This window comes from Microbacterium testaceum StLB037 (assembly GCF_008763945.1).
GTDB lineage: Bacteria > Actinomycetota > Actinomycetes > Actinomycetales > Microbacteriaceae > Microbacterium > Microbacterium testaceum_G.
Genome location: NZ_VTQH01000001.1, coordinates 845140 through 860095 on the forward strand (window position 1 = coordinate 845140; position 14956 = coordinate 860095).

At 69.8% G+C, this 14956-nt stretch carries 10 protein-coding genes; 2 read left to right on the forward strand and 8 right to left on the reverse strand.

What is annotated here, in order from left to right:
- Positions 1-36: 36 nt before the first annotated feature.
- From F9B98_RS03990 to F9B98_RS04000, 3 genes are read right to left on the reverse strand one after another with little or no spacing between them, the layout of a single operon-like run.
- Entirely contained in the window at positions 37-699 is a 663-nt protein-coding gene (locus tag F9B98_RS03990) for a spermidine/putrescine ABC transporter substrate-binding protein (protein ID WP_150953145.1), read from the reverse strand.
- Between the two features lie 56 nt (positions 700-755).
- Positions 756-1250, reverse strand: coding sequence for a hypothetical protein (locus F9B98_RS03995; RefSeq protein WP_150953148.1), 495 nt, complete (start codon positions 1248-1250; stop codon positions 756-758).
- Between the two features lie 11 nt (positions 1251-1261).
- Positions 1262-2368, reverse strand: a complete 1107-nt coding sequence (locus tag F9B98_RS04000) for an ABC transporter (protein WP_150953151.1) — start codon at positions 2366-2368, stop codon at positions 1262-1264.
- A 119-nt stretch (positions 2369-2487) separates the two neighbouring features.
- Between F9B98_RS04000 and F9B98_RS04005 the strand changes: the two genes are divergently transcribed.
- A complete protein-coding gene (locus F9B98_RS04005; protein ID WP_150953154.1) occupies positions 2488-3075 on the forward strand; it encodes a hypothetical protein in 588 nt (195 codons plus the stop codon).
- A gap of 102 nt (positions 3076-3177) precedes the next feature.
- On the opposite strand, the gene F9B98_RS04010 is transcribed toward F9B98_RS04005, so the two are convergent.
- From F9B98_RS04010 to F9B98_RS04030, 5 genes are all read right to left on the reverse strand, one after another.
- Positions 3178-3777, reverse strand: a complete 600-nt coding sequence (locus tag F9B98_RS04010; RefSeq protein ID WP_150953157.1) for a hypothetical protein — start codon at positions 3775-3777, stop codon at positions 3178-3180.
- 143 nt (positions 3778-3920) lie between these two features.
- Positions 3921-7796, reverse strand: a complete 3876-nt coding sequence (gene rpoC / locus F9B98_RS04015; RefSeq protein ID WP_150953160.1) for a DNA-directed RNA polymerase subunit beta' — start codon at positions 7794-7796, stop codon at positions 3921-3923.
- Positions 7797-7852: 56 nt separating this feature from the next.
- Entirely contained in the window at positions 7853-11350 is a 3498-nt protein-coding gene (locus tag F9B98_RS04020) for a DNA-directed RNA polymerase subunit beta (RefSeq protein WP_150953163.1), read from the reverse strand.
- Between the two features lie 272 nt (positions 11351-11622).
- On the reverse strand, positions 11623-13203 hold the full coding sequence (locus F9B98_RS04025) for an urea amidolyase family protein (protein ID WP_191966734.1): 1581 nt from the start codon (positions 13201-13203) through the stop codon (positions 11623-11625).
- Positions 13204-13214: 11 nt separating this feature from the next.
- A complete protein-coding gene (locus F9B98_RS04030) occupies positions 13215-13967 on the reverse strand; it encodes a 5-oxoprolinase subunit PxpA (RefSeq protein ID WP_150953166.1) in 753 nt (250 codons plus the stop codon).
- A gap of 41 nt (positions 13968-14008) precedes the next feature.
- On the opposite strand from F9B98_RS04030, the gene F9B98_RS04035 reads away from it, so the two are divergent.
- Positions 14009-14875 (forward strand): spermidine synthase, encoded by an 867-nt coding sequence (locus F9B98_RS04035; RefSeq protein WP_150953169.1) that lies wholly within the window; start codon positions 14009-14011, stop codon positions 14873-14875.
- Positions 14876-14956: the final 81 nt, after the last annotated feature.

The following is a 14956-nucleotide window of genomic DNA, read 5'->3' on the forward strand; positions in this document are numbered from 1 at the left end:
AACCGCGATGACACACCGCGCGCTGTGGACGAAGCTTCAGGATGCCGGCGGCTCCACGTCGCGCGGATCGAAGGGCGCATCCAGCGACCGGGTGAGATCGTCGAGGAGCGCGGCGATCTGGGGCTCGACGAATTCGGCCACGGCGGCCTGGATCCGCAGACGGTGGTGCAACAGCACGGTGCACACCTCGCGTCCGATCATGTTCGCGTAGTCGTCGGCGAGCCCTACCTCCTGCCGCAGCGCCGCCTTCGCGGCATCCGAGAGAGGAGGAAGAGCGGGGATCGACGCGTCCTCCTCCGCGGCGAGGCCCGACAGGGTGAAGAGGAAAGGCGCGCCGGGTTCGGGGTCGGGATCCAAGGGCATCCCGTCGAATTCGGGTTCGAGTCCCTCCGCGGGGCGGTAGGAGCGTCGACGATTGCGCTCCGACTGCTGATCGAGCTCGGCCTGCAGCATCGGCAGGTTGCGGGAGGTGTACTCGGCGACCGCGTGATCGACGATGGCCTTCATCCGCGTCGACAGCCCGTGCTGCACCCCGTGGGGGACGTCCGAGCCCAGACCCGCGGCGGACAGGACCGGTGAGCCGAAGCACCGACGACAGGGGGCGACCCGTCCGCGGTGGTTGGCGGGCTCCCACCGGGGCAGCCAACGCAGCCAGGCGTCCACCGCCTGACCGACCTGGCTTTCGAGCGACCGCTCCACGCCTCTACGCTAGCCCGACACGCCCGGGAACACGCGGATGTCGGTGGAACCGCGCGTCACGGACGACCTCGAGGACCCTCTTCGTCGTCCTCCCACCGCCAGTGCGGTCCGTTCGAGCGGGATCTCACGAGCAGGATGCCGAAGAGACCGGCGATCAGTCCGGCCGCAGCGACGACGGGGCCCGGGAATCCCAGGGCGACGCTGCCGGCGGCGGCGACCCCACGAGCCGGGTCGGCACCGCTGACGAGGGCGCCGGTCACGATCCCGAGAACCTCGCCCAGATAGGCGGCGATCGCGCACGGCACGGCGATCAGGTACCCGGGCGGATCCGCACGCAGGCCCCACCGCAGCGTCAGGGCGAAGGCCCCGAGCGCCAGCAGCTGACCGATCACTCCCGGGATGGGGCCGAGGCCGCGGACAGGGATGACGTCGGCATCGACGATGAGACTCGCCACGCCCAGCCCGGCGATCGAGAGGGCGACGAACACGACGGCCGCGAAGACGACAGCGACCGGCCGGGATACCCCCGCCGGTCGCTGTTCGTCGGCCATCTGCTCCCGGCTCAGCGCTGCGAGAGCTGAGGACCGGCCTCCAGGGTGCGCTCGTACTCGCGCTGCGCCTCGGCGTTGATCTCGGTGACCCGACGACCACGTGCCGACACCCACGACCCGAACCAGATGGTCAGCTCGCGGCCGAGCACGAAGGCCACGATCGCGAGCGGGGCCAGGACGTTGTTCTGCAGGAGATCGACCGACTCGCGCGGGGTGATCTCCCAGAAGGGAGCGGCGAAGAGCGCGCCCAGCAGGTGACCGCCCCAGGCCACGACACCCACGACGAGACCCCAGACGACCCAGTGGCCCCACCGGCCCCGGTTGATGAGGGCGCCCAGGAACCAGAAGCCGAGGTAGAACGCCACCGTCGGAACCCACAGGCCCCAGGTGGTGAGGGCAGACAGGGCCGCCTGACCGAGATCGGCGACCTGGATCGCGTTCGTGAGCAGTCCGAGACCGAGGGTGGCCGCGAGGTAGAGCACGGCGAAGGCGAGCGCGGCGAGCAGACCGATGGCCCCGGCTGCGCCGCGGTTGTTGCGCGGGCGGGGAGCCTCGGGCGCCTGCACGAAGATCGGCTGCGGACCGCCGACGGCGCGCGTCGGCTCATCGGAGACGGGGGTCGCGGCCGCAGCGGCTGCACCCGCGGCCGCGGGGTAGGCGGTGGTGTGCGCGTCGTCGTGACGCGCGGCGGCGGTGGTGTCGTCGTAGCGGACGTCGTCGTGGCGGACGTCGTCGTAACGGGCGTCGTCGCGGCGGACCTCGTCGTGCGCGGGCTCGGCAGAGGCGGCGTAGGCGGCCCAGCGGGCGTCTTCGTCGTCGAGGTCGACGGAGGAGTCGCGGGGCGCGACGGGGGACGCGTCGTGGACGACCGGCGCCGTGTGCTCGCTGCGGGCCGTGGTCGGGACGGCAGCCTCACGCTCGTGCGCCTCGCGCTCGTGCCACGCGGCCTCGGCGGCGGCGGGGTCGACAGCGTCGCGACGGGCGGCCTCGGCGTCGGCGAGACCCTCGTGGGCTCGGCCGACGACATCCTGCGCTTCGTCCTGGGGCTCGACGACGGGGTCGCCGTACGTGTCCTTCGGTTCAGCGACGGGGTCGCCGTACGACTTGTTGTCGCTCATGGGGTCTCCTCACGCGGTGCTTGCGGCGCCAGGCTAACCCGCGAGAGGCTCGCCGCCGCGCAGGCGTGCCGTCGGATATCCTTCTCGACCGTGTCGGTGGTGCGGCTTAGGGTGTTCCCATGTCCCGTCGTCTGCTTCGTCCGGCCGTCGCGGCGGCCCTCGCCGGCGCCGCCCTCCTCGCCCTGAGCGCCTGCGCGCCCGCGGCCGAAGAAGCGGCTCCCGCCCCGTCCGTGACCGTGGTCTCGGAGAGCCCGACGCCGATCCCGACGATCACTCAGACCGCCCCCGCCGTCCGCATCCCCGCGGATTGCCGCGCCATGCTGTCCGCCGACGTGCTGGCGCAGCTCGGCAACACCCCGCTGAATGACCCCTCGCTCGGGGCATCGGGCGTGCAGTCGGACGGCTCGCTGACCTGCATCTGGCGCGACCCCGGGGCCGATACGACCGGTCTGGTCACCCGCATCTCGCGCGAGGATCGCGGGCCCGCCCTCGACATGCTCAACGACCTCGTCGATACGCAGGGCTTCAGCTGCTACACCCCCGACTCCGGCACGCGGTGCGAGAAGACCTGGATCAACCCCACCTACCCCGTCAACGACGGGCGCACGTTGTACTGGCGCGACGGCGTCCTGATCGACACGCAGTACTCGAATCTCGCGCCCACCGGGTACACGGCGAGCATCATCTCCTCGGTGTTCGGCGGCTGACAGCTCGTAGGACCGCGGGGCGCCTTCTTCGACGTTCGGCCGGCGAGCGGCCGACCGGGTCGGCGCCGATCCCACGGGGCCCCGCGCCGGGACCCGGTCGCGTCACTCGCCCGAAAAGGCGTGGGATGCCACGATGGCGGCGTAACCGTCGGGCATCCAGTCCGTGAGCGTGGACGACACCCAGCGGTCTCCGCGAAGGTCGTGGATCTCCGAGACGTCGCCGACGGTGCGTTCGCAATGCGTGGTGTCTATGGCGACGGAGCACGAGAAGCCCTGGCCGGTGAGAGTGGCGACGGCGGCGGAAGCGCCCTCGGGGGTGACTGTCGACACGGTCGTCTCGATCGCGCGGCCCGCCTCCCCGCGCCAGTGGCACGTGATCACGACCGTGGGCGCGGCCGCCGCGACGGCCTCGGGCGTCGAGGCCGGGGCGGTGTGCCGCTGCGAGAGCAACGCTTTGGGTGACCAGACCAGCGACGACCACAGCGGTTGCGAGTACAGGTGGCGGCAGTCCGAGGCCGGCGCGGGGGCGACCGTCGGGGTGTCGGCATGCCGGCCGGTGGCGGCTCGCAGCGTGTCGCCCGCGAAGCCGATCGCCAAGGGCACCCCCGGGGTGGCGAGCACCCCCAGTGTCACGACCGCGGCGGCGCAGAGCAGCCCCGCCGGCCAAGCCAGCCACAAGCTGCGTCCCCCGATACGGGCCATGCGAACCTCCACGACAACGGTAGGCGCACCCGGGCGGATCCCCCGGCACCCGACACGCCGCGGGCACGACGAAGGCCCCCGGCGCGAGCCGGGGGCCTTCGGGGATCAGGATGCCGCGCCGGGGCGTGGCATCCGTCGTTCGATCAGTTGTACGTGCCGGGGGTGAAGTCGTCCGTCGAGAAGCTGTCGAAGTCGACGTAGCTCAGGTCGGCGTCGCTGTACGCGCCGTCCGAGGCGAAGATGCGGTTGGGGTACCGCTCGCTCTTGGCCTCTTCCGTCGCCTCGACAGTGACGTTGCGGTACTTCGCAAGTCCGGTTCCGGCGGGGATGAGCTTTCCGATGATGACGTTCTCCTTGAGGCCGACGAGCGGGTCGCTCTTGCCCTCCATGGCCGCCTGCGTCAGGACGCGGGTGGTCTCCTGGAACGACGCGGCCGACAGCCACGACTCCGTCGCGAGCGACGCCTTCGTGATACCCATCAGCTCGGGACGACCGGACGCGGGACGCTTGCCCTCGCCGACGGCCTCGCGGTTGATGGTCTGGTAGCGCTTGAAGTCCACCAGCTCACCCGGCAGCAGGTCGGTGTCGCCGTGGTCGACGACGGTCACCTTCCGGAGCATCTGTCGGACGATGACCTCGATGTGCTTGTCGTGGATCGGCACACCCTGCGAGCGGTACACGCCCTGGACGCCGTTGACGAGGTACTTCTGCACCTCGCGGGCACCCTGCACGCGCATGACCTCCTTGGGGTCGAGCGTTCCGACCTGGAGGGGCTCGCCGACCGAGACGTGCTGTCCGTCCTCGACCAGGAGCGTCGCGCGCTTCAGGACGGGGTAGACGACCGGCTCGTCGCCGTTGTCGGGCGTCAGGATGACCTTCTTGGCCTTGTCGGTCTCGTCGATCGTGATGCGGCCGTCGGCCTCGGCGATCGGCGACGCACCCTTGGGGGTGCGGGCCTCGAACAGCTCCTGCACGCGGGGAAGACCCTGCGTGATGTCGTCCGCCGACGCCGAACCACCGGTGTGGAAGGTACGCATCGTCAGCTGGGTACCGGGCTCACCGATCGACTGGGCCGCGATGATACCGACGGCCTCGCCGATGTCGACGATCTTGCCGGTGGCCAGCGAACGGCCGTAGCACTTGGCGCAGACACCGACGGCCGAGTCGCACGTCAGGACCGAACGGACCTTGATCGTCTCGACGCCACCGGCGACCAGCTTGTCGATGAGCACGTCGCCCACGTCGTCGCCGGCCTCGGCCAGCACGGTGCCCTGCGCGTCGACGACCGCCGTGGCGAGCGTACGAGCGAACACCGAGTTCTCGACGTTGGCGTCCTTGACCAGCGCACCGGTCGAGTCGGCCGCGGCGATCGGGAGCTCGAGGCCCTTCGACGTGCCGCAGTCCTCCTCGCGGATGATGACATCCTGCGAGACGTCGACGAGACGACGGGTCAGGTACCCCGAGTCGGCCGTACGGAGGGCCGTGTCGGCCAGACCCTTACGGGCACCGTGCGTCGCGATGAAGTACTCGGCGACCGACAGACCCTCGCGGTACGAGGAGATGATCGGACGCGGGATGATCTCACCCTTGGGGTTGTTCACCAGGCCTCGCATACCCGCGATGTTGCGGATCTGCAGCCAGTTACCACGGGCGCCCGACGAGACCATGCGGTTGATGGTGTTGTCGGCGGGGAAGTTGTCCCGCATCGCCTTCTGGACCTCGTCGGTGGCCTCGGTCCAGATCTTGATGAGCTCCTGGCGACGCTCGGCGTCGGTGGTGAGACCCTTCTCGTACTGGCCCTGGACCTTCGCGGCCTGCTTCTCGTAGCCCGCGACGATCTCCGCCTTGTTCGGCGGGGTGAGGATGTCGCTCAGCGCCACCGTGACACCCGAACGGGTGGCCCAGTAGAAACCGGCGTCCTTGATCCGGTCGAGCGACGCTGCGACCTCGACCTTGGGATACTCCTCGGCCAGCTTGTTGACGATCTGCGACAGCTTGCCCTTGTCCGCCTGCTCGCGGACGAACGGGTAGCCCTTGGGGAGGGTGTCGTTGAAGATCGCCTGACCCAGCGAGGCGTCGACGAGACCGTGCACGTCGTAGCCCTCGGGAGCCTGGCCCTCGAGGAACGTCAGGCCGGGGATGCGGATGCGCGCCTTGGCCTGCAGGTCGAGGGTCCCCTCGTCCTTGGCCAGGATCGCCTCGCCCACGGAACCGAACGCACGGCCCTCGCCCACGGCACCCTCCTTGAGGGTGGTGAGGTGGTGCAGACCGATGATCATGTCCTGCGAGGGCAGGGTGACCGGGCGGCCGTCCGACGGCTTGAGGATGTTGTTCGAGGCGAGCATGAGCACGCGAGCCTCGGCCTGGGCCTCGACCGACAGGGGCAGGTGGACAGCCATCTGGTCACCGTCGAAGTCGGCGTTGAACGCCGCGCACACGAGCGGGTGCAGCTGGATGGCCTTGCCCTCGACGAGCTGGGGCTCGAACGCCTGGATGCCGAGACGGTGCAGGGTGGGTGCACGGTTCAGCAGCACGGGACGCTCGCGGATGATCTCCTCGAGCACGTCCCACACCTCGGGACGGTAGCGCTCGACGGCGCGCTTGGCGGCCTTGATGTTCTGCGAGTGACCGAGGTCGATCAGGCGCTTGATCACGAACGGCTTGAACAGCTCGAGAGCCATCTGCTTGGGCAGACCGCACTGGTGGAGCTTGAGCTGGGGTCCGACGATGATGACGGAACGGCCAGAGTAGTCCACGCGCTTTCCGAGCAGGTTCTGGCGGAAACGACCCTGCTTTCCCTTGAGCATGTCGCTCAGGGACTTCAGGGCGCGGTTGCCGGTGCCGGTGACGGGGCGACCACGGCGGCCGTTGTCGAACAGCGCGTCGACGGCCTCCTGCAGCATGCGCTTCTCGTTGTTGACGATGATCTCGGGGGCACCGAGGTCGATCAGGCGACGGAGGCGGTTGTTGCGGTTGATCACTCGACGGTAGAGGTCGTTCAGGTCGGAGGTCGCGAAGCGGCCACCGTCGAGCTGGACCATCGGACGAAGCTCCGGCGGGATCACCGGGACAACGTCGAGCACCATCGAGGCGGGGGTCATGCCCGTCTGCAGGAACGAGTTGACGACCTTGAGGCGCTTGATCGCGCGGATCTTGCGCTGGCCCTTGCCCTCGGAGATCTGCAGGTGGAGGCTGTCGGCCTCGGCCTGCAGGTCGAAGGCCTCGAGGCGACGCTTGATCGACTCGGCGCCCATGTGGGCCTCGAAGTACTGACCGAAGCGGTCCTGGAGCTCGTGGAACACGTCGTCCTCGGGCTTGAGGGCACCGACCTCGAGCGTGCGGAAGTCCTCCCACACGCGCTCGAGCTTCGCGATCTGCTCGTCGGCGTTCTTGCGCGCCGAGGTCATCTCCTTCTCGGCGGCGTCCTTGACCTTCTTCTTCTGGTCGGCCTTGGCGCCCTCCGCCTCGAGGGCGGCGAGCTCCTCCTCGAGCTTGGCGAGGCGAGCGGCGATGCGGGCATCGCGGCGGTCGCCGAGCGTCTTCAGCTCGAGACGGATGTTGTTCTCCTGCGTGGCCAGGTCGCGGTGACGAGCATCCTCGTCGACCGAGATGACCATGTAGGCGGCGAAGTAGATGACCTTCTCGAGGTCCTTCGGCGCCATGTCGAGCAGGTAGCCCAGGCGCGAGGGCACGCCCTTGAAGTACCAGATGTGGGTGACGGGCGCGGCGAGCTCGATGTGGCCCATGCGCTCGCGACGGACCGAGCTCTTGGTGACCTCGACGCCGCAGCGCTCGCAGACGATGCCCTTGAAGCGGACGCGCTTGTACTTTCCGCAGGCGCACTCCCAGTCGCGGGAGGGCCCGAAGATCTGCTCGCCGAAGAGGCCGTCCTTCTCGGGCTTCAGCGTGCGGTAGTTGATCGTCTCGGGCTTCTTGACCTCACCGAAGGACCAACGACGGATGTCGTCGGCGGTGGCCAGACCGATACGGATCTGATCGAAAGTGGTTGATTCGAGCACTGGTTCTCCTGTGTCGGAATTCTCTGAAATCTGAGCTGGGTCGCTGAGCTGGAAGCTCAGATCTCGTCGATCGACGAGGACTCGAAGCGGCTGGAGATGTTGATGCCGAGCTCTTCCGCGGCGCGGAAGGCGTCGTCATCCGTGTCGCGCAGGTTCACCGCGGTGCCGTCGGCCGAGAGGACCTCGACGTTCAGGCAGAGCGACTGCATCTCCTTCATGAGCACCTTGAAGGACTCGGGAATGCCGGGCTCCTGGATGTTCTCGCCCTTGACGATGGCCTCGTACACCTTGACGCGGCCGAGGATGTCGTCGGACTTGATCGTGAGGAGCTCCTGCAGCGCGTACGCGGCACCGTAGGCCTCGAGCGCCCACACTTCCATCTCACCGAAGCGCTGACCACCGAACTGCGCCTTACCACCGAGCGGCTGCTGGGTGATCATCGAGTACGGGCCCGTCGAACGCGCGTGGATCTTGTCGTCGACGAGGTGGTGCAGCTTCAGGATGTACATGTAGCCGACCGAGATGGGCGCCGGGAACGGCTCGCCGGAGCGACCGTCGAAGAGCTGCGTCTTGCCCGAGGAGTCGACCATGCGGTCGCCGTCGCGGTTGGGGATCGTCGAGTCGAGCAGACCCGCGATCTCCGCCTCGAAGGCACCGTCGAACACCGGGGTGGCGACCTTCGTGCCGGGGGCGGCCTCGCGAGCCGACTCGGGCAGCTGCGCGGCCCACTCCGGGGTGCCCTCGACCTTCCAGCCCTGCTGGGCGATCCAGCCGAGGTGGAGCTCCAGGACCTGACCGAAGTTCATTCGACCGGGGATGCCGAGCGGGTTGAGGATGATGTCGACCGGCGTGCCGTCGGGCAGGAAGGGCATGTCCTCGATCGGGAGGATCTTGGCGATGACACCCTTGTTGCCGTGGCGGCCGGCGAGCTTGTCGCCCTCGGTGATCTTGCGCTTCTGGGCGATGTAGACCACGACGCGGCGGTTGACGCCCGAGCCGAGCTCGTCGTCACCGTCTTCGGCGTTGAACTCCTTGACGGCGATGATCGTGCCCTGCTCGCCGTGGGGCACCTTCAGCGAGGTGTCACGGACTTCGCGGCTCTTCTCGTTGAAGATCGCGCGGAGCAGGCGCTCCTCGGCAGAGAGCTCGGTCTCGCCCTTGGGCGTGACCTTGCCGACGAGGATGTCGCCGGGACGCACCTCGGCGCCGATGCGGATGATGCCGCGGTCGTCGAGGTCCTTCAGTAGGTCGGGGCTGACGTTGGGGAGGTCACGGGTGATCTCCTCCTTGCCGAGCTTGGTGTCGCGCGCGTCGACCTCGTACTCCTCGATGTGGATCGACGACAGCGTGTCGTCCTTCACGAGGTCCTGGCTGAGGATGATCGCGTCCTCGAAGTTGTGGCCTTCCCAGGTCATGAACGCCACGAGGAGGTTCTTGCCGAGGGCGAGCTCGCCGTTCTCGGTCGCGGGACCGTCGGCGATGACCTCGCCGGCCTCGATGCGCTCACCGGCCGAGACGACCACGCGCTGGTTGTACGAGGTGCCCTGGTTCGAGCGGTCGAACTTGCGCAGGAAGTAGTCCTGCGTGCCGCCCTCGTCGAGCTGGATCGTCACGACGTCGGCCGAGACCTCCAGGACGACACCGGACTTCTCGGCGGTCACGACGTCACCGGCGTCGATGGCCGCGAAGCCCTCCATACCGGTACCGACGACGGGCGACTCGCTGCGCACGAGCGGCACGGCCTGACGCTGCATGTTCGCACCCATGAGGGCGCGGTTGGCGTCGTCGTGCTCGAGGAACGGGATGAGCGAGGTCGCCACCGACACCATCTGGCGCGGCGAGACGTCCATGTAGCCGATCTCGTCGACGGGGAACAGGTCGACCTCGCCACCCTGACCGCGGCGAGCCAGGATGCGGTCCTCGACGAAGTGGCCGTCGGCCTGCAGCGCCACACCGGCCTGAGCGACGATGTGGTCGCTCTCTTCGCTGGCGGTGAGGTAGTCGATCTGGTCGGTCACCCGGCCGTCGACGACGCGACGGTACGGGGTCTCGATGAAACCGAAGGCGTTGATGCGGGCGAACGAGGCCAGCGAGCCGATCAGACCGATGTTCGGGCCTTCAGGGGTCTCGATGGGGCACATGCGGCCGTAGTGCGAGGGGTGGACGTCACGGACCTCGACGCCGGCGCGCTCACGCGAGAGACCGCCGGGGCCCAGGGCCGACAGGCGGCGCTTGTGGGTCAGACCCGCGAGCGGGTTGTTCTGGTCCATGAACTGCGACAGCTGCGAGGTTCCGAAGAACTCCTTGATCGCGGCAACGACGGGGCGCACGTTGATCAGGGTCTGCGGCGTGATCGCCTCGATGTCCTGCGTGGTCATGCGCTCGCGGACGACGCGCTCCATGCGCGACAGACCGGTGCGGACCTGGTTCTGGATGAGCTCGCCGACGGCGCGGATACGACGGTTGCCGAAGTTGTCGATGTCGTCGGTGTCGAGACGGATCTCGGCGGCCTGGCCACCGCGCACACCGTCGAACGTGGTGTCTCCACGGTGCAGGCGCACGAGGTACTTGATCGTGGCGACGATGTCGTCGACGGTCAGGACCGAGTCGCTCAGCGGCTTGTCGAGACCGAGCTTCTGGTTGATCTTGTAGCGCCCCACCTTGGCCAGGTCGTAGCGCTTGGCGTTGAAGTAGAAGTTGTCGAGCAGCGCGCGCGCGGCCTCGGCGGCGACCTGCTCGCCCGGACGGAGCTTGCGGTAGATGTCGCGGAGGGCGTCTTCCTTCGTGAGGATCGTGTCCTTGGACAGAGTCTCTTCGATGGAGTCGAAGCCGGAGAACTCGGCGAGGATGTCTTCGCTGGTCAGGCCGAGGGCCTTGAGGAAGACGGTGACCGACTGCTTGCGCTTGCGGTCGATGCGCACGCCGACCTGGTCGCGCTTGTCGATCTCGAACTCGAGCCAGGCACCGCGCGAGGGGATGACGCGCGCCGACACGATGTCCTTGTCGGAGGTCTTGTCGGGCGTCTTGTCGAAGTAGACACCGGGCGAACGCACGAGCTGCGACACGACGACGCGCTCGGTGCCGTTGATGATGAACGTGCCCTTGTTGGTCTGGAGCGGGAAGTCGCCCATGAAGACCGTCTGGGTCTTGATCTCACCGGTCTGGTGGTTCATGAACTCGGCCTCGACGTACAGCGGGGCGGCGTAGGTCTTGCCGCGCTCCTTGCACTCTTCGATCGAGTACTTCTCGGGCTCGAGGTAGGGGTTCGTGAACGAGAGCTGCATGGTCTCGCTCAGGTCCTCGATGGGGGAGATCTCCTCGAAGATCTCCTCGAGTCCGCTGATCTCGGGGACGTCGGTGCGACCGGCGGCCTGAGCCTCGGCGACGCGCGCCTTCCATGCGTCGTTACCGACGAGCCAGTCGAACGACTCGGTCTGCAGCGCGAGCAGATCGGGAACGGTCAGCTTGTCGGAGATCTTCGCGAACGAGAGGCGAGATGCGCCGCGTCCGCTCTTCGGGGTGGTGGTGGTGGATGCGTTGCTCGCAGCAGCCAAGGGAATAACCTCCAGAAGCCCGGGCGAGGGGCTCGTGATTCCTTGTCGTCAGGTGGAGTGCGTTCCTGCCCCGAAAACCTGCTCGCCGCACACCGCGATGAAGCGGGGACGGGCAGGCTCAGCCGACCACCATATGAGGGCAGGGGGAATCGAGGAGCGCAAAGTCCAAGCATACGCGGGAGGACTCGCCGTGTCCAGTCCAATTCTTGACGCGTTCTCGGACCTGCGGTATAACCGCGTGCGCCCGTCCAGAATTCCGGGCGCCGCCCCGTTCACACCCGGCGAAATCGCACCCGATCACCCGGCCGCACCTGCGCGAGCGCGTCGAGGACGGCATCCGGGATCACCCCGATCACGGGGTATCCCCCGGTCACCGGACCGTCGGCGAGCAGGATCACCGGGCGCCCGTGCGGAGGGACCTGGAGGGCGCCCGGGCGCATGCCTTCGCTGGGGAGCTCGTCAGGGCGCGTGCGCTCGAGGACCGGGCCGTCGAGTCGGATGCCGACGCGGTCGATGTCGGTCGTCACGGTCCAGGTCGCATCGATCAAAGCATCGACGGCGGCGGGGGCGAACCAGTCCGCCCGCGGTCCGGGCCGCAGCCCCACCTCGAGCACGACCGGGGGGATCGACCACGGGAACCCGTCCACCACGGGCACGACACCGGTCGCCGCTCCCGCGTGCACGAGCTCGCCCGCGCGCAGGGGCGCAGGACCCAGCCCGGCGAGCACGTCGGTGGAGCGCGAGCCGAGCGCGGGCTCGGCGGCCACTCCCCCGCGAACGGCGAGGATCAGCCGCAGGCCCGCGCGGGCGGGGTCGATCGTCAGCTCCGCCCCCTTCGTGAGCCGCACCGGCGCGTAGGCCGAGACGCCGCGCCCGTCGACGCGCACCTCGGCCAGGGCACCGGTCACGGCGATCCAGCAGTCGTCTTCGGCCCGCGCCGAGAACGCCCCGAGCGTGATCTCGAGGGCCGCCGCCGACTCGTCGTTTCCGACGAGACGATTCGCGATGCGCAGGGCACCGCGATCCAGTGCACCCGAACGCGCCACCCCCAGCGCCGCCCGACCGGATCGACCGAGGTCCTGCACCGTGACGAGGGGTCCCGGGGCGACGATGCGCAGAGCGGGGCGCGACTCCCCGACGGGAGGGAGGACACGGGGCGAGGAACCGGAACGGGGCGGCGGTGTCGTGGCATCCGCTCGCCCGATCGTCCGAGTCGACTCATGAGGCCCCTGCCGCCCGGCGCCGCGCACGCGGTCGCGAAGCGGCACGAAACGCACGCGGGTGCGGGGCGGCAGCAGCACGGGGTCGGCGGCCTGGGGGTCGAACAGGGCCGCGTCCGTCGACCCGATCAGCCGCCAGCCGCCCGGGGTGTCGCGGGGATAGGCGCCGCTGAAGGCCCCCGCGAGACCCACGGATCCGGCGGGCACGCGTAGACGGGGGCGGTCGAGTCGAGGGACGTCGAACGGCCAGTCCGCGCTCACGAGGTAGGCGAAGCCCGGCGCGAACCCGGTGAAGGCCACCGTCCACTCCGCGGCGCGGTGGCGGGAGACGAGCTCGTCGACGGGGATGCCGAGCAGCTGGGCCGTGTCGTCGAGGTCGGCGCCATGGTAGCGCGTCGCGATCTCGACGAGGGGGCCGGGGGCGGCGGCATCCGAGTCTCTGATGGCGGTCGTCCGGACCCACGCGGCGACCGCCGCGGCCGAGGTGCGCTGCGGATCGAAGGCGACCAGCACGGTGCGCGCGGCGGGGACGAGGTCGTCGACGCCGTCGGGCGGATCCGCGGCGAGTGCGGCGTGCACGCGCACGGCCGCGGCGAGGTCGGCGACCTCGGCCAGCAGGGCCGTGTCGCCCATCGTCCGCAGCGTCACCACGGAGCGCGCACCTCGACGCCCGCGTGGTCCAGGGCCGCTCGCACGGCCCGCGCCATCGCGACGGCGGCGGGGGTGTCCCCGTGCAGGCACAGCGAGGCGGCCTCGACGGCGACGCGCGTGCCCTCGACCGTGTCGACCTCGCCCTCCCGCACCAGGCGGAGCGCACGGGCGGCGACGAGCTCGGGGTCGTGGATCAGATCACCCGGCGCTCCGCGCGGGACGAGGCCTCCCCGCGCGGTGTACCCGCGGTCGAGGAAGGCCTCGTGCACGAACGGAAGACCGGCGGATGCCGCGGCCTCGGCGATCGCGCCGGCGAGGCCGAGCACCGGCAGGGCGCGTCCGAGCCGTGCGGAGTGGTCCGCCACCGCCGCCGCGACCGCCTCGGCCTGCCGGGGATCGGCGGTGACCGCGTGGTACAGCGCGCCGTGCGGCTTGACGTAGCGCAGGTCGGCTCCGGCCGCGACGAGGGCAGACAGCTGAGCGGTCACGCTCGCATTCAGCTCCGCGGGCTCGGGCGAACGGGCGACGCGACCGAAGTTCGCGCGGTCGTCGTACGAGGGGTGGGCGCCGACGGCGACCCCGTGGCGCGCCGCTGTCTCGACCGACGCGCGCATCGAAGCGGCATCCCCCGCATGCCCGCCACAGGCGATGTTGGCGCTGGAGATCACCGCGAACAGGGCGTCGTCGTCGGCCGTCGGCACCCCGTCGACGGTCTCGCCCAGGTCGGCGTTGAGATCCACCCGCATGCGGCCACGGTACCGCCGCGCGGAGGGCCTAGCGTGGGGATATGGCCCGCATGCGCATCGAACCCGACGACGCCCCCACCGCGCGGTTGTCGGACGGCTCCCTCGCGCGCGTCTCGCCCTCGGGCTTCGTCTCGGGTTGGGAGCTCGTGGTCGACGGTACGCCGCAGTCGCACGTCGACCTCGACGACCCCACGCACCTGCACTTCGAGTACGTGGCGCGTATGGGCGCCGTGATCGATCGACTCCGGATGCCGGGACAGCCCCTCACAGCGGTCCACCTCGGCGCGGGCGCCCTCACGCTGCCGCGCTACGTCGAGGCGACCCGGCCCGGCTCGCGTCAGCAGGTCATCGAGCTCGAACCGGCGCTGTGGGACCTCGTGCGCGAGAACCTCCCCCTGCCGCGCGGCGCTTCGGTGCGCGTGCGCATCGGCGACGCCCGGGCGGGCCTGTCGAAGCTGCCCGCGGGGCTCACCGGCGCCGTCGACCTGCTCGTGAGCGACGTCTACTCCGGCGCTCAGACTCCCGCGCACCTCACGACCGTGGAGTTCTACCGCGAGGCGGCGGCGCTGCTCGCTCCCGAGGGCGTGCTCCTGGTCAACGTCTCCGACGGGCCGGGGCTCGCCTTCGCCCGCCGCCAGGTCGCCACGATCCGCGAGGTGCTGCCCGAGGTCATCGTCCTCGCCGAGGTGCAGGTGCTGAAGGGACGCCGCTTCGGCAACCTCGTCGTGGCCGCCTCCGCCGCCCCGCTCCCGGTCGAGTGGCTCCCGCGGCTGATGGCGGCCGGACCCCACCCGGCGAAGGTGGCGCAGGGCGCCGAGATCGAGGAGTTCATGCGCGGCTCGCGGGCGGCCACCGACGCCGATGCGACCGCGTCGCCCAAGCCCTCGGCATCCCTCTTCGAGAGATGATCCCGGCGTCTTCGCCCGCCGACCGCGTGGCGCTGCGGCGCTGACCGCCCGCTCGGCGCACACTGGAAGTCCTGCCGGACG